The 24,428-nt window shown below is 71.6% G+C and carries 21 protein-coding genes and 1 pseudogene; 9 read left to right on the top strand and 13 right to left on the bottom strand.

All coding sequences use genetic code 11. From position 1 onward, the window contains the following. The 5 genes and pseudogenes from VFJ94_RS05880 to VFJ94_RS05860 form a co-directional block, all read right to left on the bottom strand. A pseudogene (locus tag VFJ94_RS05880) lies at positions 1 to 441 on the bottom strand (Flp pilus assembly protein CpaB); the annotation flags it as partial. A gap of 27 nt (positions 442 to 468) precedes the next feature. Then, complete coding sequence (locus VFJ94_RS05875; protein WP_325003262.1) at positions 469 to 1,794, bottom strand: TadE/TadG family type IV pilus assembly protein; 1,326 nt, start codon at positions 1,792 to 1,794, stop codon at positions 469 to 471. Then, positions 1,791 to 2,198, bottom strand: a complete 408-nt coding sequence (locus VFJ94_RS05870; protein ID WP_325003261.1) for a TadE/TadG family type IV pilus assembly protein — start codon at positions 2,196 to 2,198, stop codon at positions 1,791 to 1,793. Before VFJ94_RS05870 ends, VFJ94_RS05875 begins: the two co-directional genes overlap by 4 nt. 75 nt (positions 2,199 to 2,273) lie before the next feature. Continuing rightward, entirely contained in the window at positions 2,274 to 2,465 is a 192-nt protein-coding gene (locus VFJ94_RS05865) for a Flp family type IVb pilin (protein ID WP_325003260.1), read from the bottom strand. A gap of 152 nt (positions 2,466 to 2,617) precedes the next feature. Next, entirely contained in the window at positions 2,618 to 2,812 is a 195-nt protein-coding gene (locus VFJ94_RS05860) for a Flp family type IVb pilin (protein WP_325003259.1), read from the bottom strand. Positions 2,813 to 3,208: 396 nt separating this feature from the next. On the opposite strand from VFJ94_RS05860, the gene VFJ94_RS05855 reads away from it, so the two are divergent. The 6 genes from VFJ94_RS05855 to VFJ94_RS05830 all read left to right on the top strand — a co-directional run bounded on the left by VFJ94_RS05855 (position 3,209) and on the right by VFJ94_RS05830 (position 15,214). Further along, entirely contained in the window at positions 3,209 to 3,889 is a 681-nt protein-coding gene (locus VFJ94_RS05855) for a prepilin peptidase (protein ID WP_325003258.1), read from the top strand. A 107-nt stretch (positions 3,890 to 3,996) separates the two neighbouring features. Beyond that, on the top strand, positions 3,997 to 5,139 hold the full coding sequence (locus VFJ94_RS05850; protein WP_325003265.1) for a glycosyltransferase family 87 protein: 1,143 nt from the start codon (positions 3,997 to 3,999) through the stop codon (positions 5,137 to 5,139). A 91-nt stretch (positions 5,140 to 5,230) separates the two neighbouring features. After that, positions 5,231 to 6,565 (top strand): Na+/H+ antiporter NhaA, encoded by a 1,335-nt coding sequence (gene nhaA, locus VFJ94_RS05845; RefSeq protein WP_325003257.1) that lies wholly within the window; start codon positions 5,231 to 5,233, stop codon positions 6,563 to 6,565. Between the two features lie 54 nt (positions 6,566 to 6,619). Next, complete coding sequence (locus VFJ94_RS05840) at positions 6,620 to 7,183, top strand: phage holin family protein (protein ID WP_325003256.1); 564 nt, start codon at positions 6,620 to 6,622, stop codon at positions 7,181 to 7,183. Between the two features lie 25 nt (positions 7,184 to 7,208). Then, on the top strand, positions 7,209 to 8,120 hold the full coding sequence (locus tag VFJ94_RS05835; RefSeq protein WP_325003255.1) for an alpha/beta hydrolase: 912 nt from the start codon (positions 7,209 to 7,211) through the stop codon (positions 8,118 to 8,120). Between the two features lie 194 nt (positions 8,121 to 8,314). Then, positions 8,315 to 15,214 (top strand): OmpL47-type beta-barrel domain-containing protein, encoded by a 6,900-nt coding sequence (locus VFJ94_RS05830; RefSeq protein ID WP_325003254.1) that lies wholly within the window; start codon positions 8,315 to 8,317, stop codon positions 15,212 to 15,214. 175 nt (positions 15,215 to 15,389) lie between these two features. Here the strand turns inward: VFJ94_RS05830 and VFJ94_RS05825 are convergent, their stop codons facing one another. The 3 genes from VFJ94_RS05825 to nth are packed head-to-tail and all read right to left on the bottom strand — an operon-like array spanning position 15,390 to position 18,006. Further along, positions 15,390 to 16,592, bottom strand: a complete 1,203-nt coding sequence (locus VFJ94_RS05825; RefSeq protein ID WP_325003253.1) for a MarP family serine protease — start codon at positions 16,590 to 16,592, stop codon at positions 15,390 to 15,392. After that, positions 16,589 to 17,350: a CoA pyrophosphatase gene (locus VFJ94_RS05820; protein ID WP_325003252.1), complete on the bottom strand. Its 762-nt coding sequence runs from the start codon at positions 17,348 to 17,350 to the stop codon at positions 16,589 to 16,591. Before VFJ94_RS05820 ends, VFJ94_RS05825 begins: the two co-directional genes overlap by 4 nt. Further along, on the bottom strand, positions 17,347 to 18,006 hold the full coding sequence (nth, locus tag VFJ94_RS05815; RefSeq protein WP_325003264.1) for an endonuclease III: 660 nt from the start codon (positions 18,004 to 18,006) through the stop codon (positions 17,347 to 17,349). The genes VFJ94_RS05820 and nth overlap by 4 nt, the downstream gene beginning before the upstream one ends. Positions 18,007 to 18,149: 143 nt before the next feature. Between nth and VFJ94_RS05810 the strand changes: the two genes are divergently transcribed. Beyond that, positions 18,150 to 18,827 carry a Crp/Fnr family transcriptional regulator gene (locus tag VFJ94_RS05810; protein WP_325003250.1) on the top strand — a complete coding sequence of 226 codons (678 nt, stop codon included), beginning with the start codon at positions 18,150 to 18,152 and terminating at the stop codon, positions 18,825 to 18,827. Positions 18,828 to 19,012: 185 nt separating this feature from the next. Here VFJ94_RS05810 and VFJ94_RS05805 read toward each other — a convergent pair whose 3' ends face one another. The 5 genes from VFJ94_RS05805 to VFJ94_RS05785 all read right to left on the bottom strand — a co-directional run bounded on the left by VFJ94_RS05805 (position 19,013) and on the right by VFJ94_RS05785 (position 22,583). Further along, positions 19,013 to 20,206, bottom strand: coding sequence for an SRPBCC family protein (locus VFJ94_RS05805; protein WP_325003249.1), 1,194 nt, complete (start codon positions 20,204 to 20,206; stop codon positions 19,013 to 19,015). A 102-nt stretch (positions 20,207 to 20,308) separates the two neighbouring features. Further along, entirely contained in the window at positions 20,309 to 21,109 is an 801-nt protein-coding gene (locus tag VFJ94_RS05800) for an MBL fold metallo-hydrolase (RefSeq protein WP_325003248.1), read from the bottom strand. Continuing rightward, complete coding sequence (locus VFJ94_RS05795) at positions 21,106 to 21,936, bottom strand: NUDIX hydrolase (protein WP_325003247.1); 831 nt, start codon at positions 21,934 to 21,936, stop codon at positions 21,106 to 21,108. The genes VFJ94_RS05800 and VFJ94_RS05795 overlap by 4 nt, the downstream gene beginning before the upstream one ends. Then, positions 21,933 to 22,424, bottom strand: a complete 492-nt coding sequence (locus VFJ94_RS05790; protein ID WP_325003246.1) for a RidA family protein — start codon at positions 22,422 to 22,424, stop codon at positions 21,933 to 21,935. The genes VFJ94_RS05795 and VFJ94_RS05790 overlap by 4 nt, the downstream gene beginning before the upstream one ends. Positions 22,425 to 22,427: 3 nt before the next feature. Then, positions 22,428 to 22,583 (bottom strand): DUF4177 domain-containing protein, encoded by a 156-nt coding sequence (locus tag VFJ94_RS05785; RefSeq protein WP_325003245.1) that lies wholly within the window; start codon positions 22,581 to 22,583, stop codon positions 22,428 to 22,430. Between the two features lie 51 nt (positions 22,584 to 22,634). On the opposite strand from VFJ94_RS05785, the gene VFJ94_RS05780 reads away from it, so the two are divergent. Together VFJ94_RS05780 and VFJ94_RS05775 are read left to right on the top strand one after the other, a co-directional pair. Further along, the gene (locus VFJ94_RS05780; RefSeq protein WP_325003244.1) at positions 22,635 to 23,435 is read left to right on the top strand and encodes an alpha/beta hydrolase; all 801 of its coding nucleotides are present in this window, start codon (positions 22,635 to 22,637) and stop codon (positions 23,433 to 23,435) included. A gap of 257 nt (positions 23,436 to 23,692) precedes the next feature. Then, positions 23,693 to 24,428 (top strand): ArsA-related P-loop ATPase (locus tag VFJ94_RS05775; RefSeq protein ID WP_325003263.1); only part of this gene is annotated, 736 nt, incomplete at its 3' end.

Here is a 24,428-nt window from a genome sequence, read left to right as displayed (position 1 = left end):
GTAGGACGAGTAGATGGCGATGCGGCTCCCCGGGGTGACGAACTTACCCACCCGGGCGGCGTCGGTCAGTTCGACCGAGACGGCCAGCTTCCCGGAAGGGACCTCGATCGCCTTGGTGCCCACCGGTGTCGTGCCGAAGCGTGCGGACAGGAGGAACTCCCCCGGTTGGACGTCGGACAGGGCAAGGAGCGCGCTGTTGTCCGCGTCGATGGCTCGCAGCGCCCCGACGGGCACCCCGCGAGCCGCGACCTGCGTCTGCGCGATGAGCTCGGTCCGTTGGGCGTCCTTGAGGGTCGTGCCCGCGGGGACGAGCTTCTGCGCGACCCAGACGCTCGTGGGCTGCTCGTCGGCGATGGCCCGTGCGTCTGCGCTGTTGGCGTACATCATGACGAGCGCGGCACCGCCCGTGGCGAGCAGGACTGCCACGAGTATGGCGATCATCCGACGGTTCATGGTCTTTCGTTCCTTCTAGCCGGCTGGAAGGACCGTGTAGGTCCCGAAGTCTGAGCCGCCTCCGGGCGGCACGATGGTGCTGGCGTCAAGGCTTCCCTTGAGGAACCAGCCGGAGAGGCAGCGCTGGCCGCCGGTGCAGGGGGGGTTGCCCGTGAGGAGGCTGTTGGCGACGGTGCCGCCGGTGCCGCTCAGCTTGTATCCGCTCAGGTAGAACTTCGCCCACCCCGCGATGTGGTACCAGGTGTTGCTGCCGCTCGAGAGCTGCTGCGTGGGGTCGCAGTTCGCGGTGGCCGGGACGGGCCCCACCGGCTGGCTGCTCGAGGCGATGAGACAGTCGAAGACCGGCACGTTGACCACCCGCCCCCGAAGGCCCTGGAGCGCGGTGTCGCACCCCGTCGGCACGTTGTTTCCATTGTCGATCTGGGCCCAGTTGTCGGTTGTGACGTTCGCGCTGCAGTTGCCGCTGGAGGCGACGTACCCGAAGCCTCCTGAGGTGTCCTTGCCGTTCCACGAGCAGTCCGCCGACTCGTCAGCCGGGTCGTGCAGGATGATGACCCGCTCCTTGCTGACGGGTGGCCAGGCGGGTTGCCCCGAACCCCCATAGCCCGGCCATGCCCCGGACGGGCTGTCCTGCACGTAGTCCGTCCCGTTGCTCGTCGCGGCCTTCCACTCGCACGCGGAGAAGGTCATGGGAACCGAGGCCGAGAAGCCGCCCGGTTGGCCCCAGGCGGCCCGCGCGCACGCGATGTGCGACTTGGCGGAATACTGCCCGGTGAGCGCTTGGCCGAAGATGTTGCGCAGCTTGCTGTCGTCGGGCTGCGTCGACTTGGTGAGGGTGTACGTCTCCACGTAGGGGATCACCGCACCCGTTCCGGTCAACCACGTCGGCAGTGGCGGGCACTGCGCGAGGTCGTCGACGGGCGCGTTGGTGCTCGCCGACGCGCAGAGCGGCACAGGGTTGGTCGTATTCCCCGTGTTGCGGCCGCACATCCCGTTCGGGGCGTCAGCCCTGGACACCGTCAGGCCCGGCCGCAGGAGCTGCACCGCAGCGTTGGCGTGGTTCTTCCCAGCCAGGGCCGCCAGATTGGCCGCCACGGTGTTGGCATTGGGTTCCACCGCGTTCGCGGCACACATGCTCGCCTGTTTGGCGCACGTGTAGGCGAGCGCCGTGGACGTGGCATCCGCGGCATTCTGCAGCTGTCGCCGCTCCCACATGATGGCGCCGACGTCGATAGTCAGTGCGAGCATGCCCATGACGACGCCCGCGGCGACGAGCACGGCGAAGATCACCGCCACCGCTCCGCGCTCGTCCTCTCGCAGTCGCGAAGCCGGCGCCCTCAACCACCGCACTTCATCACCGCCGTGGAGGACAGGGTCTTCGTGGTCCAGCTGGGCCCCCCGAAGAAGCGCATGGCCGGAGCCATGAAGACCCATTGGATCTGCGACTGGGCCTTGACCGTTGCCTCGTTGCTTGCATTCGGACAGGCGACGATGGTCGGGAAGCTCAGAGAGGGCACCTGCTGGGCTGCCCGCGTGGCGCGCGCCTGGATGTCGGCGTTGTTGGTGGGACTGATGATGGCCGCACGCGCGCCCTCTCGAGCAGCGTTGGCCAGCTGGATCTCGACGAAGAATGCGCGCCCGAAGTCGACGATGCCGGCTAGGACGAGCATCAGGAAGGGGAGCATGAGCGCGAACTCCACTGCGGACGCGCCGCGCTCGCGCCGTCGTCCATGACTCGCACGCATGTTGTACCCCCCTCCCCTTGAATCAGTTGCCCGCTGGCGCGCCACCCCGAGGACCTGGCGCCGTCGACCTCTCCGTCACATGTTGGAGTTGACCGTGTTGAAGGCCGCGTCGACCTTCGTGCCGAGGGCCTTGACGACGACGACGATGATCGCGGCGATGAGGGCGACCATGAGGCCGTACTCGACGGCCGTCGCGCCCTTCTCCTGCGTCATGCGGTCCTTGACGACGTTGATCCGGGTCTGGACCTTGGCAGCTAGCTGGGTCATGTGGGTTCCTTCCAGAGGTAGACGGCCGCTGAATGGGCGGCCGGGTGATCGGGGCGCGGGTTGGACGCTCCCGCGAGGTCGTCGACGCCGAGACGCTGTCGCACGGGTTGGCTCCCGCGTCTGCGTGGGGAGCCAACCCGTGCGGGCGCGGGTCACGGCATGTTGGAGTTGACCGTGTTGAAGGCCGCGTTGACCTTCGTCCCGAGGGCCTTGACGACGACGACGATGATCGCGGCGATCAGGGCGACCATGAGGCCGTACTCGACGGCCGTCGCGCCCTTGTCGTCGGTCATGCGGTCCTTGACGACGTTGATGCGCGTCTGGACCTTGGCAGCAAGCTTGGTCATGTGGAGTCCCTCCCGTGTGGTGAAGGGGCCACCCGGTGTGTCCCCTCCTACGTCAGAAACTGTAGGTGTACTCTTCGCGCCCGTGGGCCAAATCGGCAAAGCTGGCAAAAAATGGGACAAAGATCACTAAAGACCGCTATGTCCGATTCTTCATGGTAGCGCGTCCCGGGCAGGCGAGCGTCCGGACGCCTTCGGGCGGCGACCGCCGACGCGGCGCCGTGCAGAGGAGTCCCACCCGGCCGCCGCCAGCGGCGCTGGTCGGCGGCGCGTCGCGCGAGGTCGCGCTCGTCCCGGGTGGACTGTATGGGCCCCCGACGTGCCCCGTGGCGGTTTCTCCGATACCCGCGTCGACAGGCAGGATTGCCGTCGAACACCACCGACGGAAGGGCAGAGCGCATGACCGGTCTCACCGCCACCGCCCTGGCGGCTGCCACGGGGGGCGTCGCGGGAGTCATGCTGCAAAGGACCCTCGGGCGGCGCGGCTATCGACTGCCTGACGAGCGCTCACTTCCACGGAGATCCGTCGTGTGGGTGGCTCCCCTCACCCTCGTCCTCAGTGGACTGGCGTGGTGGTCGCTGGCCCCGGGATACCCAGCGATCGTGCCGGCCGTCTACGTCGCTTCCACCTGGGGGATGGTCGCGCTGGCTGCCATCGATCTCGACGTCCAGCGACTGCCGAACGCACTGCAGCTGCCTGCCTACCCTGCGGTCTCGGTCCTCCTGTCCGGCTGCTCCCTCGCGAGTGGCGACTGGTCCTCGCTGTCGCGCGCGCTCGCCGCCGGTGGAGCGCTCTTTGCCCTCTTCCTCTGCCTCGCCCTCGTCGCGCCCGCGGGGTCGATGGGTTTCGGCGACGTCAAGCTGGCCGGGCTGCTTGGCCTGCTTCTCGGCTGGTTGAGCTGGGGTCATGTCATCGTGGCAACGACGGCGACCTTCCTCCTGGGGGGCGTCGTGGCCGTCGCTCTCCTGATGACCGGCCTCGCTGGCCGCAAGAACGAATTCGCCTACGGGCCGGTCATGTTGGCGAGTGCGGTCGGCACCATCGTGTGCCTGCGCCCCCTCCTGGCTGCCCTCGCATGACGCGGGGGGCTCCTGCCGCACCTCGAGCGGAGGGCCCGGGAGCGCTCTGGCGCAGCGTGGACGGCCTGCTGACGAGATCGCGCCTCCGGAGCTACCCGGTGCTCCTCATGGTCGGCTTCGCCGTCGCTCTCGGGGTGTCGCTGCTCGGGCACGCCGGCACGGCCCTGCCCGACTACGCCGCGAGATGGACCGCCGGCCGGCTGCTGTTGACCGGCCAGACAGACGACCTGTACGACCCGCAGGTGCAGGCAGCCTTGCAGCACAAGGAACTGGGGACGGACGGCCTCTCCTGGTTCGTGTCCCCACCCTTCGTCGCCGTCCTGTTCGCGCCTCTCGCGGCGTTGCCGTATGCCGTGAGTTCACTGGCATGGACGGCGATCTCGCTGGGCGCACTCCTCCTCTCGATCCGCTTCCTCAAGCCGCTCGCACCGGCCGTCATCGTGGCGCACTGGCCGCCGCTCGTGATGCTCGTCCTGGCCTGTTATCCGGCGCTGGAGCTGCTCGGAGACGGACAGGACACAGCAGTCGTGGCACTGGTCGTCGTCGCCGCCATCCGCCTGTCCGCGGCTGGTCGCGACGTCGCTGCGGGGGTCCTTCTCGGCCTGGCCACGATAAAGCCGCACCTGGCAGTTCTGCTTCCGTTGGTGCCGTTGGTGCAGAGACGCTTCCGCACCCTGTTGAGCGCCGCGCTCACCGCTGTCGGGCTGTTGGCTCTGTCCGTCGGCGTCGTCGGTGTGGACGGCATGCGCGAGTGGGTCGCCGTCCCCACCTCCACCCTCTACTCGACGCAAGTGCAGCAGGGGCAGGCGTGGAAGGCAGTCAACCTCGGTGCGTGGCTGACTGCCGTGGCCCCACCCAGCTGGGGGGGATGGTGGACCGGGCTCGCCACCGCAGCCGGCCTTCTCGCGGTTGTGCCGACGACAGCGGCTCTCTGGCGTCTCCGGGGAGAGCGGCTGGCCCCCTGGTCCCTCGTGCTTGCCGCGACGGTGGTCGCGTCCCCCCATTTCATGGTCTACGACCTTGTCCTCGCCACCGGCCTTGTCGTTGGGCTGGCAAGGCGCGCGTGGGACGCGTACACCCGCGTGTCCCTCGCCGTGCTGTTCGTCCTTCTGTGGCTCATGGCCCCTCTCCACGCTCTCGCCGGCACCGCGGACTGGCCCGTGCGGGCGTTGGCTGCACCATGGCCCGCTCTGGGTTTCCTCCTTCTCTGGTGGAGGATGGTGCGGCTGCAGGGCGTTGCTCACCGATAGACTGGCTGCGGCCTCGCCCCGGGTCGGTCGGGGCCATGGTGTGCCGGGAAGTCTGGTCGGCGTCCGCTGCCCGCCTGCCTGAAGGATCGCCATGAGCCACCCTCCACCCCCCGCCCGGCGCAGCGACGAGCCGCCCGCAGCGCGAGGCCGGCTCTTCGGCCGCGGCACGTGGCATGAGGCCGAGCTCGTCCGAGACCTGCTGCGCACGGAGACCGTCGGCGGTGCCGTGCTGCTCCTGGCGGCCGTCGCGGCGCTGGCCTTCGCCAACTCGCCGTGGCGCGCGGCATACGCCACCCTGCGTGACACCAGGCTCGGCCCGAGCGCGCTGCACCTCGACCTCAGCCTCGGCGCGTGGGCCTCGGACGGGCTGCTTGCGGTCTTCTTCCTCGTCGCCGGCGTCGAGCTCAAGCGGGAGTTCACCGCGGGCGACCTCGCCGACCCGCGCAAGGCGGCCCTGCCCATCGCCGCCGCGGTGGCCGGCGTCGCGACGCCGGCCATCCTGTATGCCGCTGTCGTGACCGTCTCGGTGGCCGGCGGCGACGCCCTGCGCGGCTGGGCCATCCCGACGGCGACTGACATCGCCTTCGCCCTCGCCGTGCTCGCGGTGATCGGGACCCACCTGCCGTCCGCGCTGCGCGCGTTCCTGCTCACGCTCGCCGTCGTCGACGACCTCATCGCGATCACCATCATCGCGCTCTTCTACACCTCGAGCGTCAACATGCTCGCGCTGGCTGGCGCGACCGTTCCGCTCCTGGCGTGGCACGTCCTGCTGCGGCGACGGGTCTTCAACCCGGTCGTCCTCGCCGTCCCGGCGCTGCTCACGTGGGTTCTCGTGCACGCGTCCGGCGTCCACGCCACCGTCGCGGGCGTCCTCCTCGGCCTCACCGTGCCCGTCTCCCGCGCGGTCGAGGACGACCCCGACCGACGGTCCATAGCGGAGCGGCTCGAGCACCGGCTGCGCCCCTTCTCCGCAGGGGTGGCGGTGCCGGTCTTCGCCTTCTTCGCGGCCGGGGTCACCGTCGTCGGCGGCGGTCTCGCCGAGTCGCTGACCGACCGTGCCGCCGTCGCCGTCATGGTCGGGCTCGTGGTCGGCAAGGCGGTCGGCGTCCTCGGCGGCACGTGGGCCGTCGCGAAGTTCACCCGGGCGCAGCTCGACGAGGACCTCGCGTGGAGTGACGTGCTCGGCCTGTCCCTCCTCGCCGGCGTCGGCTTCACCGTGTCGCTGCTGATCGGGGAGCTGGCCTTCGGCTCGGGCTCCCCGCGCGACGACCACGTCAAGGTCGCCGTCCTGCTCGGCAGCCTCTGCTCGGCGCTGCTCGCCGCGGTCGTCCTGAGGCTGCGGGAGCGTCACTACCGCTCCGTCCACGTGCGCGAGTCTGCCGACCGAGACGCCGACGGCGTCCCCGACGTCTACGAAGCACAGTAGGGTGAGCACCCGTAGGCGCCTCGTGCGCGCGTCGGCAGGTGAGGAAGTGAGCGGATGAGCACCACGCCCCCCGGGCAGGAGCGGACCCTCGGCCAGCTGGTCGCGTCCGCCTCCCAGGACATCTCGGCCCTCGTCCGCGGCGAGATCGCCCTGGCCAAGCTCGAGCTGTCGGGCCAGGTCAAGAAGGCAGGCCTCGGCGGCGCGCTGCTCGCGGCTGCCGGCGTCGTGGCCTTCTACTCCGTCTACTTCATCTTCACGACGCTGGCCGAGGGCCTCCAGGCGCTGGGGTTGCCGCGGTGGCTGAGCTTCCTCATCGTCACCGTGCTCATGCTGCTCATCGCGGGAGTCCTCGCGTTCATCGGCATTCGGCGCATGAAGACCGTCAAGCCGGTTCCGGAGAAGGCCATCAGCAACGCCCAGCAGGCCATCGAGGGCGTCAAGCGGGCGGCCGCGTCGCCGCACCCGACGGCCGCGGTCACCACGCCGGCCGCTCGCCGACCCACCCGGGCAGACGCGACCACCACGAGCATTCCGTCCGCCGACGCGACCCAGGCTGTCCCGACCGCGGGCGGCGCGACGTCGGCCGGCCTGCCGGCCGACGCCTCGCGTCGCGACTGAGCCAGCGCCGTCCCACCCACGCGTCATGGCCGTCGATGCTGCCTTCGTCAACATCGACGGCCCCTGGCAGCACCGCTTCGTCTCGGCGAACGGCGCCCGCTTCCACCTCGCCGAGGTCGGCGAAGGCCCGCTCGTCCTCATGCTGCACGGCTTTCCCCAGTTTTGGTACACGTGGCGCCACCAGCTGCTCGCCCTGAGCGACGCCGGCTTTCGCGCCGTCGCCATGGACCTGCGCGGCTACGGCGGCTCGGACAAGCCGCCCAGAGGCTATGACACCTACATGAGCACCCTCGACACCGCCAGCGTCATCAGGGCCCTCGGGGAAGGGGAGGCGGTCGTCCTCGGCCAAGGCCTCGGCGGCTGGATCGCGTGGTGTATGCCGGTCCTGCGCCCCGACGTGACGCGCGCCGTCGCCTCCCTGTCCATGCCACACCCGCGCGTCATGCGGCGCGCCGCCCTGACCGACCGGCGGCAGCGGGAGGCGTCACGGTGGATCGCCCGGCTGCAGAGGCCCTTCCAGCCGGAGCGCGACCTGGTCCGTTCACACGACTGCGTGGCCAGCCTGCTGCGGGAATGGTCCAGCCCCTTCGGCGAATACCCCGCTGCCGACGACATCGAGCGCTACGGCACTGCCATGCAGATCCCCTTCGTCGCCCACTCCGCCGCCGAGCACTACCGGTGGATCGGCCGGAGCACCCTGCGTCCCGACGGTCCCATGTTCATGCGCCGCATCCGGCACCGCATCGAGGTGCCGGTGCTGCACCTGCAGGGCACCGAGGACGGGTGCGTCCTGTCCCGCTCCACTGCCGGTTCCGGCGCCTACGTCGCGGCCGACTACACGCGCGTCCCCATCGAGGGCGCCGGGCACTTCCTCACCGAGGAGGCGCCCGAGCAGGTCAACCGGGCGCTGCTCGACTGGCTGGACGCGATGGACTGAGGGTTCGCCGCAGCCCTTGTCAAACCATCGCGCCGACCAATCTCTTCAAACGCCTGCGAACAGCGTGGCCATCCCGGTTCACTTGCGCTGACCGGCATCAGGCCGCCTTTCGCGTTCGTGTCTGGAGAATCCCCGTGAAGCGTCAATCTTCCCCTGCCCGCCGAGTGCCTGTGGCCTTCGCTGGGCGCGTACCTGTGGCCCTCAGCGCCGTCGCGCTCGTCCTCGGCGGATCGCTCGTGGGGGCCCCCGCCGCCTTCGCTGCCTCGGTCAGCGGCGCCAGCTTCGCCGGCGGCGCCGGCACGTACACGGCCGCCAACGGCACCCTGTACGCAAAGGAAGGCGCGCCGCTGACCTTGACGCTCAACACCGACGGCAACACCCAGTGCGTCGACGTCATCGACGGGACAGGCACGACCATCGCCACCCAGAGCGCGTCCAGAGGCCAGGCCGTGTGGACCTTCTCCGGTGCGGCATACCCCTGGCTGACGGCCGGTTCGGGCAGTGGTCTGGTGGCCTACACCACCAAGGCCTGGCGCAACGTCAACGGCAACGGCAAGTGCACCGCGAACCAGAACGAGACCTTCGGGACGAAGTCGGCGGCATACACCCTCGACAACACCGCCCCGACGGCCACGGGCGCGGTCACCCCCGCCCCCAACGGGGCCGGCTGGAACAAGGCCGACGTCACCGTGACGTGGACGGGAGCCGACCCCGGCGGATCCGGTGTCAAGAGCGTCACCCCCGCGAGCAGCTCGGTCACCACCGAGGGGACGGTCGACACGACCACCACGGTGACCGACAACGTCGGCAACACGGGCACGAGCGCGACCGTCAAGGTCAAGCTCGACAAGACGGCCCCGGTCATCGCCGGCTCTCGCACCCCGGCCCCGAACGCCAACGGCTGGAACAACAGCGACGTGACGGTCTCCTTCACGAGCACCGACGCGACGTCGGGCATCAAGACGTCCTCAGGCCCGACGACGTTGAGCGCCAGCGCCGCCGGCCAGTCGGTCACCGGCACGGCCGTCGACGACGCCGACAACTCCGCGAGCGCAACGGTGAGCGGCATCAACATCGACAAGGTCGCGCCGACCCTCTCCGGACGGCCGACCACGAACCCCAACGCCGCCGGCTGGTACGCAGGCGACGTCACCGTCGCCTGGACCGCCACCGACGCACTGTCGGGCACGACGTCTCCCGCGAACAGCACGATCTCCGGCGAGGGCACCGCCCTGACAGCCAGCGCCACGGCGACCGACCGCGCCGGCAACACGAGCGGCTCGGTGCAGAGCGCACCGGCAGTCAGGATCGACAGGACCGCGCCCAACACCATCGTCACGGCCCCACCCGCGTGGAACAAGAGCGACGTCACGCTCAGCCTGGTGCCCAACGACGGCCTGTCCGGGGTCGACAAGACCTACTTCCAGCTCGATGGCGGCGCACAGACAGCGGGCACCAGCGTGCCCGTCACCACTGAGGGCAACCACACCCTGAGGTTCTGGAGCACCGATGTCGCGGGCAACACCGAGGCCGCGCACACCGTGAGCTTCGGCATCGACAAGACCCCCCCGACGATCGGGCACACCCAGAGCCCCGCGGCCAACGCCGATGGCTGGAACAACGGCGACGTCACAGTCACCTTCACCTGCGACGACGCCGTGTCGGGTGTCGCGAGCTGCACCGGCCCACAGAGGATCAGCACGGAGGGCAGGGCGCAGCCCGTGACCGGCACGGTCACGGACAACGCTGGCAACACCGCCACCGACCCCGCCTCGGTGAGCATCGACAAGACCAAGCCGACCATCACGGTCGACCCCCTTCCGGCGCCCAACGCCAACGGGTGGTACGGCGACGACGTGACCGCGACGTACACCGCCACGGACGCGCTGTCGGGCGTGAAGACCCACGACCTGGCCCACACCTTCGGTGAAGGCGCCGCCCAGACCGACACGGCGACCGCCACGGACGCGGCCGGGAACACCTCCTCGGTCACCACCGAGGCAGTCAACGTCGACAAGGCCGCTCCCACCATCACCGGCAAGGTCGTCGGCACCCCGAACCCCGACGGCTGGTTCTCCGGCGACGTCGCCGTCCACTGGACCTGCGCCGACGCACTGTCCGGCGTCGTGGCCTGCCCGGCCGACTCTTCCGTCACCGGCGAAGGCTCGGACCGCTCGGCCTCCGCGAGCGTCAGCGACAAGGCCGGCCACCTGGCCACCGCCACCGTCGACGGGATCAAGATCGACCGGAGCGCTCCGACGACCACCCCCAGCGGTGTTCCCGCCGGATGGGCGAACGCCCCGGTCACCGTAGGCCTGCACGCGTCGGACAACCTGTCCGACGTCGACAGCACCTACTACGCCGTGGATGGAGCGACGACACCCAGCAAGGGCAGCTCGGTCACCGTCGGCGCCCAGGGCGTGCACACCGTGACGTACTGGTCGGTCGACAACGCCGGCAACAGGGAGCAGCCGCAGACGCTCACCGTCAGGCTGGACCTCTCCGCGCCGAGCATCACACCGAGCCAGTCGCCGCCTCAGAACACCAACGGGTGGAACAACACCGACGTCAGCGTCAGCTTCGGGTGCGAGGACCAGACGGAGCTCTCCGGTCTCAGGAGCTGCCCCACGCCCGCCACGGTCTCGACCGAGGGCAGGGCGCAGAAGGTCAGCGGGACCGCGAGCGACAACGCCGGCAACACGGCCACGGGCACCGCGACGGTCAACCTGGACAAGACTGCGCCGACCATCACCGGGGCCCCCGACCGCAAGGCCAACGCGGCCGGTTGGTACAAGGCCCCCGTCAGCGTCTCCTTCGACGGCGCGGACACCCTGTCCGGCATCGACACCGTCACCGGCCCACAGCACCTCGGGGAAGGGGCGAACCAGAGCTCGACCGGGACCGCCACCGACAACGCGGGCAACAGTGCCAGCACCTCCGTGACCGGCATCAACGTCGACACGACGGCGCCCACCCTCAGCGCGGCACCGACCAGCAGCCCGAACGGCAACGGCTGGTACAACACCGACGTCACCCAGGTGTGGGCTGCGGACGACGCGCTCTCGGGTCTCGCGGGTCCTCCTCCTGCGAACTCCGTGCTCTCCACGGAGGGCGAAGGACAGACGGTGACGGCCTCCGTCACCGACGAGGCGGGCAACACGACGAGCTACACGAGCGAGCCGGTCAGGATCGACAAGACCGCCCCGTCCACAGACGTCGAGGCCCCGAGCGGGTGGGTCAACGACAGCGTCACGGTCACCCTGGACCCGCACGACAACCTGTCCGGCGTCGAGGTGACGCACTATGCCGTCGACGGCGGCGAGCGGCAGAGCGGCACGAGCGTGACGTTGGCGGCCGAGGGCGTCCACACGCTCACGTACTCGAGCAGCGACAACGCGGGCAACGTCGAAGATGCCAGGACGGTCACGATCAGGATCGACAAGTCCGCGCCGACGATCAGCCACACCCTGTCGCCCGAGGCGAACGGCAACGGGTGGAACAACGCCGACGTGACGGTCACCTTCAGCTGTGACGACCAGGCCACCCTCTCGGGCATCGCGAGCTGCACGGCGCCGCTGTCGGTGTCGACGGAGGGCAAGGAGCAGCGGGTCACGGGCACCGCCACGGACAAGGCCGGCAACACCGCCACCGACCCTGCCACGGTGAGCCTCGACAAGACCGAGCCGGCGATCACCGGCCACCGGTCCCCGGTCGCCAACGAATTCGGTTGGAACAACACCGACGTCACCGTGCACTTCGACGGCACGGACACGCTCTCGGGCATCGACAGCGTCACCGCCGAGAAGACGTTCGGTGAGGGGACCAACCAGTCCCTCGCCGGCACGGCCGTCGACGCGGCCGGAAACTCCGCCAGCACCACGGTGGGCGGCATCAACGTCGACCGGACCGCTCCGACCCTGAGTGGCACGCCCACCGCTGCCGCCAACGACAACGGCTGGTATCGCGGTGACGTCACGATCGACTGGATGGCTGGCGACGACCGCTCCGGCGTGGTGGCGACCCCCGCGCAGACCACCATCAAGGGTGAGGGCAGCCGCCTCACGGACACCGCCACGGTGACCGACAAGGCCGGAAACAGCACGACCGCCGCCAGCGCGGCCGTCAACATCGACCGCACCGCCCCGACCACCGGGGCCGATGCGCCGGCCGGTTGGAACAACACCGCGGTGACGGTCAGCCTGCGCCCGCACGACGGCCTGTCGGGTGTGGACGCCACGTACTACTCGCTCGACGGCGCCGCGGCGGTCAAGGGCACCGCACTCACCGTCGACACCGAGGGAGCCCACGAGCTGAGGTACTGGAGCGTCGACAAGGCAGGCAACACCGAGGAGGCACAGAGCACCACGGTCAAGATCGACCTCACCCAGCCGTCCGTCGGCCACACCGTCACGCCCCCGCCGAACGGCAGTGGCTGGAACAACACCTCCGTCAAGCTCGACTACCAGTGCTCCGACGCGCTCTCGGGGGTGGCCAGCTGCTCCCCGGACGCTACGGTCACGACCGACGGCAGGAACCAGGCCGTCCCTGGGACCGCGGTGGACAACGCGGGCAACACGTTGACCGACAACGCGACCGTCAGCATCGACACCGTCAAGCCCACCATCACCGGCGCCCCGGACCGCGACGCCAACACCAACGACTGGTATGCCGGTGACGTGACCGTGAGCTTCAGCTGCGACGACGCGCTCTCGGGCATCGCCCACTGTGCCTCACCGGTGAGGCTCGCCGAGGGCAGGACGCAGTCGGCCAAGGGCACCGCAAGCGACGCCGCCGGCAACACGGCCGACGTGACGGTCGGTCCGATCAACGTCGACAAGACCGCCCCGACGCTGAGCGGTGGCGCAACCAGCAGCCCCAACGCGGCCGGGTGGTACACGGGCGACGTCACCGTCAAGTGGACTGCCACCGACGCCCTCTCGGGCCTCGACGGCGCGGCGCCGGCCGACAGCACCATCACTGGTGAGGGCACCGGGCTGACCGCTGCGTCCTCCGTCCGTGACCTGGCAGGCAACGAGACCTCCGCCGACAGCTCCCCGGTCAAGATCGACCGGACCGCACCGAGCACGAAGGTCTCCGACGTCTCCGACTGGAGCAAGGATGCCGTCACCGTGCAGCTCACGGCAGGAGACAACCTCTCGGGGGTTGCGGCGACGCACTACCAGCTCGACTCGGAGCCCGTGAGGGAAGGCACGAGCATCCCGATCGGCACCGAGGGCGTGCACACGCTCCAGGTGTGGAGCGTGGACGTCGCCGGAAACGTGGAAGCGCAGCAGAACGTCGAGGTGAAGATCGACAAGACCGCTCCCGGCATCAGCCACACGCAGGCTCCGGCGGCCAACGAGCGGAGCTGGAACAACAGCGATGTGACGGTGACGTTCACCTGCACCGACGGCGGCTCCGGCATCGCCGGCTGCACCACGCCGCAGACGGTCACGACGCAGGGCCAGGGGCTGCGGGTCGAGGGCACGGCGGTAGACAAGGCCGGCAACAGCACCACCGACCCGGCCACCGTCAGCATCGACAAGACGAAGCCCACCCTCACCGGCACCTTGTCGGCTGACGCGAACGCCAACGGCTGGTTCAAGGCGGACGTCACCGCGACGTTCACCTGCGCCGACCAGGACGGCCTCTCCGGCGTCGTGTCCTGCCCTGCCGCCAAGGTCCTGGGCGAGGGCAAGGACCAGAGCGCTTCGGGCACTGCCACCGACGCGGCCGACAACGACAGCGACCCCCTCACCATCGGTGGCGTCAACGTCGACAAGACCGCCCCGACCCTGAGCGGAGCCGCCACGGCGGCATCGAACGGCAACGGCTGGTACCGCGACGACGTCCCCGTGACGTGGACGGCCAGCGATGCCCTCTCGGGCCTCGAGGGGGGCGCCCCCGCCGCCAGCGTGGTCACCGGCGAGGGCGAGGGTCTCTCGGTCGGCGCGTCCGTCAGCGACAAGGCGGGCAACACGACGGGCGCGACGGTCCGTGGCATCAAGATCGACCGCCACGACCCGAGCACCTCCGCCGTCGCGCCGAGCGGCTGGCAGAACACCGACGTCACGGTGACGCTCACTGCCGACGACAACCTGTCCGGAGTCGCGAGCACGCACTACGCCGTCGACGGAGGGGCAGCCAGTCAGGGCACCACCGTGACGGTCAGCACCGAGGGCAGGCACACGGTGGCGTACTGGAGCGTCGACAAGGCCGGCAACACCGAGACGGCCAAGACGGTCACGGTGCTCGTCGACAAGACCGTGCCGACCATCACCGGCGGCGCGACGACGAGCCCGAACGCCAACGGCTGGTACAGGGGCCCCGTCACCGTGCAGTTCGGCTGCGCGGACTCCGTCAGCGGCATCGCCAGCTGCCAGCCGGACGCCACCGTGGCGGCCGAGGGCGCGAACAGTGTCACGGGCACCGCGGTCGACAACGCCGGCAACAAGGGCACCACCCGGGTGACCGGCATCAACGTCGACACCGTCGCACCTGTCGTCACCATCGGCGGCATCACGGACGGAGGCGTCTACATCCTGGGCGCCGTGCCGACGGCCACGGTGACGGCTACGGACGCGACCAGCGGGCTCACCGCTCCCGCGACCGGGACGCTCACCGGCGGCACGGCCAGCGGGGTCGGGACCTTCACCTACACGGCAACCGCGACGGACAAGGCCGGCAACGTCGGCACCGCAACGCTGCGCTACAAGGTGGTCTACGGCTACGGGGCGACGCTGTTCCTGCAGCCGGTCAACGACACGGCACACCAGACCAGCCTCTCAACCAGCGTCTTCAACGCCGGCCAGACCATCCCGATGAAGTTCCAGCTGCGCAACGCCGCCGGTCAGCTCGTCCAGGCCGGCACGGCACCGAAGTGGCTCGTCCCCGTCAAGGGCAGTGCCACCTCGGCGGCGGTCAACGAGACGGCATACACCACCTCGGCCACCGTCGGGGGCACCTACGCCTGGGACGGCACGCAGTACCAGTACAACTGGAAGACGGACAAGGCCCAGGCGGGCAGCTACTGGCGCGTCGGAGTGGCCCTGGACGACGGGCAGACGTACTACGTCAACATCGGACTGCGCTGACACCACCTGCACCATCGGGTGCCCGAGAGGCACGCGAGAGACGCGAGAGGGGCCCACGCCGGCACACGGCGGGGGCCCCTCCCGTCGAGATGGGGTCGCGGCACGTTCGGCGGGCGCAGTCCATTCCTGCCATGAGCGGGGGCGGCCCCGTGGGAGAAGGCCGCAGCAGGCGCTCTCAGCCGGGCAGGCAGGCGCCCGTGGGGACCGGGCGGTCCGACGTTCGGGCCTCGTCGAGCACCGGCCGGGCCTCGGCGAGGGTCAACGCGTAGCCGGTCTGCGAGTCCTCGAGCGACTTGGCGAAGACCACACCGACCACGTGGCCCCCGGTGTCGACGAGCGGGCCACCCGAGTTGCCGGGCTGCACGGTCGTGTTGAGCGAGTAGATCTCACGGACCACGCGCTCGCGGCCGTAGATGTCCAGGCCGCGGGCGTCGAGGGTGGTCCGCACCCGGGCGGGCACGACGGAATACGGGCCGTCGAGCGGATAGCCCGGGACCGCGGCGGAGGCGCCGGGCGGCAGGGGCGAGCCGAGAGGGAGCGCGGGCGCGTCGAGTCCCGGGACCGCGATGACCGCGAGGTCGCGGCGCGCGTCGAACACCGTGACCTGCCCCGGCACCTCCTGGCCGTTGCTCTCGACGCGCACCCGGTCGGCGCCCGCGACGACGTGGGCGTTGGTGACGACCTGTCCGGGCCGAAGCACCCACCCGGTCCCCTCCTGGTCACGGCTGCATGACCGTGCCCGGGTCGTCACCTTGACGACCGACCGCTCCACGTCCTGCAGGGTGGAGGAGTCCGCGACGGAGCCGTCGGGCGGCGCGACAGGGGTGATCGGCTCCGGCCCGAGACCGCTGAAGACCCGCGGAAAGCCTTGGCTGTAGAGGAAGGACCGGAAGCCGGCGAAGGCCCGCGAGCTCTGCTCCGGGACGAGCTCGCTGACGACGCCGAGGACTCGCGATTCGGACGCGGCCCGCGTCAGCGCGGGGTTGCCGACCCCCCGCAGCGAGCTGCCGAGGAAGCCGAGGATGACGGCCGCCGCCAGCGTCACGAGCACCGCGCCGAGGAGCGCGTCGGCGCGGCGCAGCAGCCTCGGGCCCACGCGCCTGCGCAGGGCGCCGCCCACGAGAGCCCCGAGGAACTGCCCGAGCCATCCGACGAGCACGACCGCGACGACGAGCACGACCACCCGCAGCGTCGGGTCGTCGGCGACGGCGTCCCATCGGGACAACACCGCTGGCAGCTGCCAGATCGCGACCACGGCCCCCGCCACGAAGCCCACGAGCGAACACACGCTCGCCACCAGCCCCTGCCGATAGCCGGAGAGGGCGTAGAGCCCCAGGACGACAAGCAGGAGCAGGTCGGTGGCCTGGCCCCCCGTCATCCGCGCCCGCCCCAGAGGTAGCGGGCCGGAAGCGGCTTCTCCCGCCCGGCGTCCCACTCGCGGTTCTGGTCTCCCAGCTCCAGCACCTTCTCGAGGAGGCCCGCCGTGAAGCCCCACAGCAGGAGGTCGTCGATCTCGAAAGCAGGCCCGACGTAGCCGCTCGGGTGCCGGACCGAGTGCCGAGTGCGTGGGTCGACGAGGTGGGCGACGGGGACGGACAGCACGTCGTGCACCTCGCCCGGGTCACCGACCCGCACGGGCGACGGGGTGGCCCACCAGCCGAGGACCGGCGCCACCACGAACTGGCTGGGCGGCAGGAAGAGCGAGGGCAGGACGGCGACGACGTCCACGCCCGACGGGTCGAGGCCCGTCTCCTCCTGCGCCTCGCGCAGGGCGGTCCGGACGAGGTCGTCGTCGCCCGGGTCGCGTGAGCCGCCGGGAAACGCGATCTGCGCCGGGTGCGAGCGCAGCGTGTGGGCGCGCTCGATCAGCAGCACGTGCTCGCCCGCGTCGGCGCCCGCGTCGGCGCCGCCGCCTGCGCCCCCATCGGCGTCGGCCGGCGGCGGCCCGAACAGGATGAGCACGGCCGACTCGCGGCCACCGCCGTCGGGGGGCAGGAAGCGGGAGAACCACCCGGGGTCCGTGCCGGGCAGCCGCTCGGCGACGACGTCCAGCCACGCCGGGCGCGGCCGCGGGCTCGCCGGCGCGATGGTCCCCGACGGCCCGGCATACGTCGCGGCGGTGGGAGTTCGGCTCACTCGGGCGCCAGCTCGAACTTCAGCAGCCGGGCGGCGCGGTCCGGGTCCGTCTCGCCGATGCCGTAGGACGGGCACCACCGGGCGACGGGGCAGGCACCGCAGGCCGGCTTGCGCGCGTGGCACGTGCGCCGGCCGTGGAAGATGACGACGTGGCTCAGCATGGTCCAGTCCCGCCGCGGGAGGAGGGCGCCGACCGCGTGCTCGACCTTGACCGGGTCCTCCTCCTCGGTCCAGCCGAACCGTCGCACGAGGCGGCCGAAGTGGGTGTCGACCGTGATGCCCGGCACGCCGAACGCGTTGCCGAGCACGACGTTGGCGGTCTTGCGCCCGACGCCGGGGAGCGTGACGAGGTCGGCCAGCCGGGGCGGCACCTGCCCGTCGAAACGCTCGGTCAGCGCCGCGCCGAGCTTGATCAGCGTGTCCGTCTTGGCCCGGTAGAACCCGGTCGGCTGCACGATCGCCTCGAGCTCGGCCCGGTCCGCCGAGGCGTAGTCGGCCGCCGTCCGGTAGCGCTGGAAGAGGATCGGCGTCACCTTGTTGACCCCGACGTCCGTCGTCTGCGCCGACAGGATGGTCGCGACCAGCAGCTCCAGCGGTGTCGTGAAGTCGAGCTCGCAGTGCGCATAGGGATACCGCTCGCGGAGCACCCGGTACATCTTGCGCGCGCGCCGCACCTTCGCGACGGGGCTCTCGTCGCGGGCCGGCGCGATGGTGCTGGCGGACACAGACGACACTGTATGCCGCCGGGCTGAGCCGGAGGCACCGGCCACCGTGCCAGGGGGCGTGGCACACTGGCCTCGTGGATCTCGACGTGGTGCGCCGCGCCCCCCTCTTCCGAGCTCTCGACGACGAGGCGGCCACCGCGCTGCTTGCGGAGACGAGCCGGTACCGCATGGAGCGCGGCGACGTGCTCTTCCGCGAGGGCGACCGCGGCGACACGCTCTACGTCATCGCCGAGGGCAAGATCAAGCTGGGCCGCACGAGCCCCGACGGCCGCGAGAACCTCGTGGCCATCCTCGGACCGGGCGAGATGTTCGGCGAGCTCAGCCTCTTCGACCCGGGCCCGCGCACGATGACCGCCACGGCGGTCGCCGAGACCCAGCTGCTCGGGCTGGGCAACGAGTCGCTCACGGCGATCCTCTCCGGCCGGCCCGAGGTGTCCAAGGCGCTGCTCGGGGCGCTCGCCCAGCGGCTGCGCCGCACCAACGCCCACCTGGCCGACCTCGTCTTCACCGACGTGCCCGGCCGGGTCGCCAAGGCCCTGCTCGAGCTCTCGGAGCGCTTCGGCCGGCCCGTCGAGGGCGGCATCATGGTCTCCCACGACCTCACCCAGGAGGAGCTCGCCCAGCTCGTCGGCGCCTCCCGGGAGACGGTCAACAAGGCGCTCGCCGACTTCGCCACGCGGGGCTGGCTGCGGCTCGAAGCGCGGGCGGTGCTCCTGCGCGACGTCGAGCGGCTGCGTCGCCGCGCCCGCTGAGCCTGCCGCGCCCCACCCGCGGGGTGAACCGAAGTGGCCACTCGACGAGATGGTCCCGTCGAGTGGCCAGTTCCGTCCCGTCGAGTGGCCAGTTCCGTCCCATGGGAGCGAACCGAAGTGGCCACTCGACGAGGTGGTCGCGTCGAGTGGCCAGTTCCGTCCCGTCGAGTGGCCCGGCGGGCCGGTCAGCTCGTGGAGCGACCGGAGAGCTTGTCGCGCAGCCGGTCCACGAGGCCGACGCCGGGCCCCACGAGCTTGTGGAAGAGCGCGCTGTTGGGCGCCCCCGGGTGCGGCCGGGTCGGCGCGAGCTTCTTGGCCGCTTCGACCTTGGTGGCGAGCTCGACGAGCTCGGCCCGCGGCACGCTGGCCCGCAGCTTCGGGAACTGGTCCGTCTCCTCGTCGGAGACGTGGTCGACGAGGATGGTCTCGAGCTGGCGCAGCAGCTCGTCGAACCTCGGGTCGGAGCCCGGCACGCCCTCGAGCTGCTTCATGGTCGCCTCGAGCTGCTTGTGCTCCTCCATGTCGTGCTCGACCGCCTGCTCACCGTCGGCGAGATGCCTGCGCATCGCGGGGTAGACGTACATCTCCTCCGCCACGGAGTGGCGCACGAGCTCGCTGATCACCGTGTCCGCCATGTCCCGGCGGGTCTCGGGGTCGGTCGTCGTGCCGATCTGCGTCACGAGGGCGGCCACCTCGCGGTGGTCGCTGATGAGCAGGTCGACCACATCCCGCTCTCCCGCCACCGGCACGGTGGCAGCCGACGACGACTCGTCGGAGCTCGCGCCGCTCACCGCCGCCGCGCCGGCGACGACCGCCGCGGCCACACCGGCGCCGGCGGCCATGGCCTTGCCGGAGATGCCCGCCTTGCCGTCGTCGCCGCGGGAGAGGGCCGCGTCCTCGACGCCCGGCGTGCCCACCGTGACGTCCTCGTTGATGCCGCCGCGCCATGCCCCGGTCGCGGTGCCGCGCTCCTCGATGAACGCCTTGAACCGCTCGAGGTCGGCCTCCGCCTGTCTCGACACGACGTTGAGGGCGTCGCCCGCCTTCTCGACGAGCCCCTCAGGCTCGTACTCCAGGTGCAGCGTCACCGTCGTCCGCTCCGGGCCCGCGGGTGCGAAGTAGACGGCCCCGGCGTTCGTCGCGCCACTGACGGCCGCCCAGGCCACCTTCTCGTCCGGGACCTGCTCGAGGATCTGTGCGTCCCACTCGCGCCGCACGCCCGCGATCTCGGCCACCCAGTGCAGGCTCGAGTCACCCTGCTGTGTCACGGACTGCACGCCGCCCATGAACCGGGGGAACTCCTCGAACTGCGTCCACTGGTTGTATGCCGTGTGCACCGGCACGTCCACCTCGATCGACTTCTCCACCTTGGTCGTCACTGCGTCGTTCCTCTCGTCGAGACTTCCTGACGGGCTGGTTCCCGGGGCGTATACCCACCGCCTCGCGGCCCCAAGCGGATCAGCGCGGCGCGCCGGGACGAGTCACGAGTGGGGGGTGCGGAGGTACTCGAGCTGCGCCTGCACCGACAGCTCGGCTGCCGGCCACACGTCGCGGGGCACGTCGGCATAGACGCGTTTGACGACCTCGTATGCCGTGTGCGCGCCCTCCTCGACCGCCCGCCGCACCTGCTCGAGTCGCTCGGCGCGGTGGCGCAGGTAGTAGCCGACCGTGGCGGCGGCGTCCGGCTGGACCGGGCCGTGGCCGGGCAGCAGGGTGGTCACCGCTCCGGCTCCGGTGAGGGCCTCGATGCGGTGCAGGGACTCGAGGTAGGACTCCAGGTGCCCGTCCGGCCAGGCGACGACGGTGGTGCCGCGGCCGAGCACCGTGTCGCCGGTGAGCAGGCTCGCCTCGGCGGGCAGCACGAAGGAGAACGAGTCGCTCGTGTGGCCGGGCGTCGCGGTGGCGAGGACGTCGAGGCCGCCGACGGTGATCAGCTCCCCCGGCCGGACGTCGTCGTGCCCGCGCCCGAACGCGCGCACCGGGGCGCCGGTGAGCTCGGCGAAGCGGTCGGCGCTCTCGGCGTGGTCGGCGTGGCCGTGCGTGAGCAGGGTGAGGGTGACCCGGCGCCCGCTCGCGGCCACGTGCGCGAGCACCGCCTGCAGGTGTGCCTCGTCGAGCGGACCCGGGTCGATGACGACGGCCTCGTCCGAGCCGGGCTCGGCGAGGACCCACGTGTTGGTCCCCTCGAGCGTCATCGGGGAGGGGTTGCGGGCGAGGACGCAGAAGGCGCGCTCGGTGGCCGTGCCTCCGGTCCAGCCCGGGTCCGCCGGGCCGCCCCTCATCGCACCTCGATCCGCAGGGCCGGGCCCTCGGGAGTCGGCACGACCTCGGGCAGGATGAGCGGCACATGCTCGGTGTGCGCGACGAAGTCGGCAGCGCCCGCCGCGTCGCGCACCTCCTCCACGCACACCAGCGTCGGGGGCAGCATCAGGGCCCTGCCGGCGGCATACTCCTCGAGCAGCTCCTGCGGCACCACCCACGCCGCGTGGTCGGCCTCGCTCGTGTCGCCGTCCGCGACCTGGTGGCCGGGCATGAGCGCCGCGAAGAACCACGTGTCGAAGCGCCGCGGCTCGAAGGCGGGCGTCACCCAGTGCGCCTTGACGCCGAGCAGGTCCGAGCGCAGGAGCAGGCGCTCCCGGTCGAGCACCTCGCGCAGCGACAGCTCCCTGCTGACGAGCCGGTCCCGGATGGCGCGCCAGCGCGGGCCGCTCGGGTCCGCAAGGGGTCCGTCCGGCGCCTCGCTGGCCAGCAGCACCCCGCACTCCTCCAGCACCTCGCGGACGGCCGCCGCGACGAACATCTGCGCCTCCGGTTCGGCGCAGCCGAGCAGCCGCGCCCACTCGTCGGGTCCTGGACCGCTCCACGGCAGGCCCGGCTCGCCGTCGCGCGGGTCGACGCCGCCCCCGGGGAAGACCATCATGCTCGGGGCGAAGGCCATGCCGGAGACCCGCCGGAGCATGAAGACCTCGACGCCGCGGTCGCCGTCGCGCACGAGCATGACCGTGCTCGCCCGGCGGGGCGCCGCCTCCTCCCAGCGCTCGCCGGCCAGCCAGCGCCCCGCCGGGCCGGCTACGGGCAGGCCGGCCGCGAGGGGGAAGAGCCTGCTCATGCCTCGTCCGGCTCCTCGGCCTGCTCGACGGAGAGCGAGACGACGACCTCCACCTCGACGGTGGCGTCGAGCGGCAGGGCCGCGACCCCGACAGCGGACCGGGCGTGCCTGCCTGCGTCCCCGAAGGCCACCCCGAGCAGCTCGCTGGCGCCGTTGACCACACCGGGCTGCCCCGTGAAGGACGGGTCGGAGGCGACGAAACCGACCACCTTGACGACGCGGGTGACGCGATCGAGGTCTCCGACCTGCGCCTTGATGGCCGCGATGGCGTTGAGCGCGCAGGTCGCCGCGTGCGCCGCGGCCTCCTGCGCCCCGACGTCGGCGCCGACCTTCCCGGTGGCCGGCAGGCGCCCCTCCACCATGGGCAGCTGCCCGGACGTGAAGACGAGGTCGCCCGCCCGGACCGCGGGCACGTAGGCCGCGACCGGCGGCACCACGTCGGGGACCGTCAGCCCGAGGGCTGCGAGTCGCTCCTCGACGGCCGACACGGCTCAGCCCTTGGGCCGCTTGAAGTAGGCCACGAGGCTCGTGCCGTCAGGCCCCGGCACGATCTGCACGAGCTCCCAGCCGTCGGCGCCGAAGTTGTCGAGGATCTGCTTCGTGTTGTGGATGAGCAGGGGGGCGGTGAGGTACTCCCACAGGGTCATGCGCTCACCCTACCCACGGGCCCGTCGCCCCCGCGGTGGCACCATGACGCCATGACGGGGACGACGCCAGCGCGGCTGCCCGGCGGCGCCGAGTCCACGCGGGTCGGGCGCACGACGGCATACGGCGAGGACCCGGCGCAGGTCTACGACGTCGTGCTGCCCGCCGCGCCGCTCGGCGCCACCGTGCTCGTCGTGCATGGGGGCTTCTGGCGCGCGGTGACGGACCGGGCGCACGCCCGCCCGCAGGCGCGGGCCCTCGCCGATGCGGGCTTCACGGTGGCGCTGGGCGAGTACCGCCGAGCCGGTATGCCCGGCGGCGGCGTCCCGGGCACCCTCGACGACGTCGCGGCGCTCGTCGCGGCCGTCCGGGCCGATGCCGCACTGCCGGACCCGGTGATCCTCGTCGGCCACTCGGCTGGGGGTCACCTCGTCACGTGGGCGGCCAACCAGCCGTGGGCCGACGGCCTCGCCGGCGTCGTCGCGCTCGCCGGCTGCGTCGACCTCGCGGCGGCCGAGCGGATGCACCTCGGGGCGGACGCCGCGCGCGCCTTCCTCGGCGGCGCACCGTCCGAGGCGCCGCAGGCGTGGGCGGCGGCCGACCCCATGCGCGGGCTGCCGCCCCGCGTCCCGGTCCGGCTGGTCCACGGCCGCCAGGACGACGTCGTGCCCCTCGCCGTCACCGACGACTACGTGGCGCGGTGCGTGGCGCTCGGCGCCGACGTGACGCTTGCCGCCCTCGACCGCTGCGACCACTTCGGCGTCATCGACCCGGCGCACCCCGCCTTCGCCGCGGTCGTGGCGACGTGTCAGGCGCTCCTGCCGCCCTCGCTGCCGGACCGTCACCCCGGTTGAGGTCATCCCGTATGCCGCCGCGCCCGAGCCATCCCGTATGCCGCCGCGCCGGAGCCACCCCGTGGGGCCGGAGCCACCCTCACGGTGTCGCGCCACCAGTGTGCGGGTGGCTTCGGACCGAGCGGGTGGCTTCGGACCGTGCGGGTGGCTTCGGCTGCCCCGGCGGCACCGAAGTGCGCAATAGGGTGGGCGACGTGACGACCGAGGCCAGCGCTCCAGCCGCCGCGCGGCCGGCTCCCGCGGAGGAAACCGTCCGGGTGGTGCCCACGAGGGCGCGGCTGCACATCGTCACGGGCAAGGGCGGCACCGGCAAGACGACGGTCGCCGCCGCCCTCGCCATCGCCCTGTCCCACCCGCGCCGCAAGGTGCTGCTCGCCGAGGTCGAGGGCCGGCAGGGCATCAGCCAGACCTTCGACGCGCCGCCGCTCGGCACCGAGGAGACCCGGATCACCCGCACCTCGGGCGGTGGCGAGATCGTGGGGCTGTCCGTCGACGCCAAGGCGGCGCTGCTCGAGTACCTCCAGCTCTTCTACCACCTCGGCCGTGCGGGCAGGCTGCTCGAGCGCTTCGGGGCGGTCGACTTCGCGACGACCATCGCCCCCGGCGTCCGGGACGTCCTCGTCATCGGCAAGGTCTACGAGGCGTGCCGCCGCCGCGTGGACGGCAGGCACAAGGGCGCCAGCCCACCGGCATACGACGCGGTCGTGCTCGACGCCCCGCCCACGGGACGCATCGGGCGCTTCCTGTCGGTCAACTCCCAGGTGGCGGACCTCGCCAGGGTCGGGCCCATCCACTCGCAGGCGGAGTCGATCACCGAGCTGCTGACGTCCGAGCGCACGGTCGTGCACATCGTGACGCTCCTCGAGGAGATGCCCGTCCAGGAGACGCTCGAGGCGATCGCCGACCTGCGCGCCAAGGGCCTCACCGTCGGGGCCATCGTCGTCAACATGGTGCGCGAGCCGCTCCTCGACGACACGGCGCTCGAGCAGGCGC

It is taken from the genome of Intrasporangium sp. (assembly GCF_035688975.1).
In the GTDB taxonomy this organism is placed as follows: domain Bacteria; phylum Actinomycetota; class Actinomycetes; order Actinomycetales; family Dermatophilaceae; genus CALMNV01.
This window is presented reverse-complemented; position numbering and strand designations above follow the sequence as displayed.

What these genes read in the sequence shown, in the direction of transcription:
- VFJ94_RS05870 (WP_325003261.1), bottom strand. Translation starts at nt 2,198, where the DNA reads ATGCGTGCGAGTCATGGACGACGGCGCGAGCGCGGCGCGTCCGCAGTG.
- VFJ94_RS05865 (WP_325003260.1), bottom strand. Translation starts at nt 2,465, where the DNA reads ATGACCCAGCTAGCTGCCAAGGTCCAGACCCGGATCAACGTCGTCAAG.
- VFJ94_RS05860 (WP_325003259.1), bottom strand. Translation starts at nt 2,812, where the DNA reads ATGACCAAGCTTGCTGCCAAGGTCCAGACGCGCATCAACGTCGTCAAG.
- VFJ94_RS05855 (WP_325003258.1), top strand. Translation starts at nt 3,209, where the DNA reads ATGACCGGTCTCACCGCCACCGCCCTGGCGGCTGCCACGGGGGGCGTC.
- VFJ94_RS05850 (WP_325003265.1), top strand. Translation starts at nt 3,997, where the DNA reads ATGGTCGGCTTCGCCGTCGCTCTCGGGGTGTCGCTGCTCGGGCACGCC.
- nhaA (WP_325003257.1), top strand. Translation starts at nt 5,231, where the DNA reads ATGAGCCACCCTCCACCCCCCGCCCGGCGCAGCGACGAGCCGCCCGCA.
- VFJ94_RS05840 (WP_325003256.1), top strand. Translation starts at nt 6,620, where the DNA reads ATGAGCACCACGCCCCCCGGGCAGGAGCGGACCCTCGGCCAGCTGGTC.
- VFJ94_RS05835 (WP_325003255.1), top strand. Translation starts at nt 7,209, where the DNA reads ATGGCCGTCGATGCTGCCTTCGTCAACATCGACGGCCCCTGGCAGCAC.
- VFJ94_RS05825 (WP_325003253.1), bottom strand. Translation starts at nt 16,592, where the DNA reads ATGACGGGGGGCCAGGCCACCGACCTGCTCCTGCTTGTCGTCCTGGGG.
- nth (WP_325003264.1), bottom strand. Translation starts at nt 18,006, where the DNA reads ATGTACCGGGTGCTCCGCGAGCGGTATCCCTATGCGCACTGCGAGCTC.
- VFJ94_RS05800 (WP_325003248.1), bottom strand. Translation starts at nt 21,109, where the DNA reads ATGAGGGGCGGCCCGGCGGACCCGGGCTGGACCGGAGGCACGGCCACC.
- VFJ94_RS05795 (WP_325003247.1), bottom strand. Translation starts at nt 21,936, where the DNA reads ATGAGCAGGCTCTTCCCCCTCGCGGCCGGCCTGCCCGTAGCCGGCCCG.
- VFJ94_RS05785 (WP_325003245.1), bottom strand. Translation starts at nt 22,583, where the DNA reads ATGACCCTGTGGGAGTACCTCACCGCCCCCCTGCTCATCCACAACACG.
- VFJ94_RS05780 (WP_325003244.1), top strand. Translation starts at nt 22,635, where the DNA reads ATGACGGGGACGACGCCAGCGCGGCTGCCCGGCGGCGCCGAGTCCACG.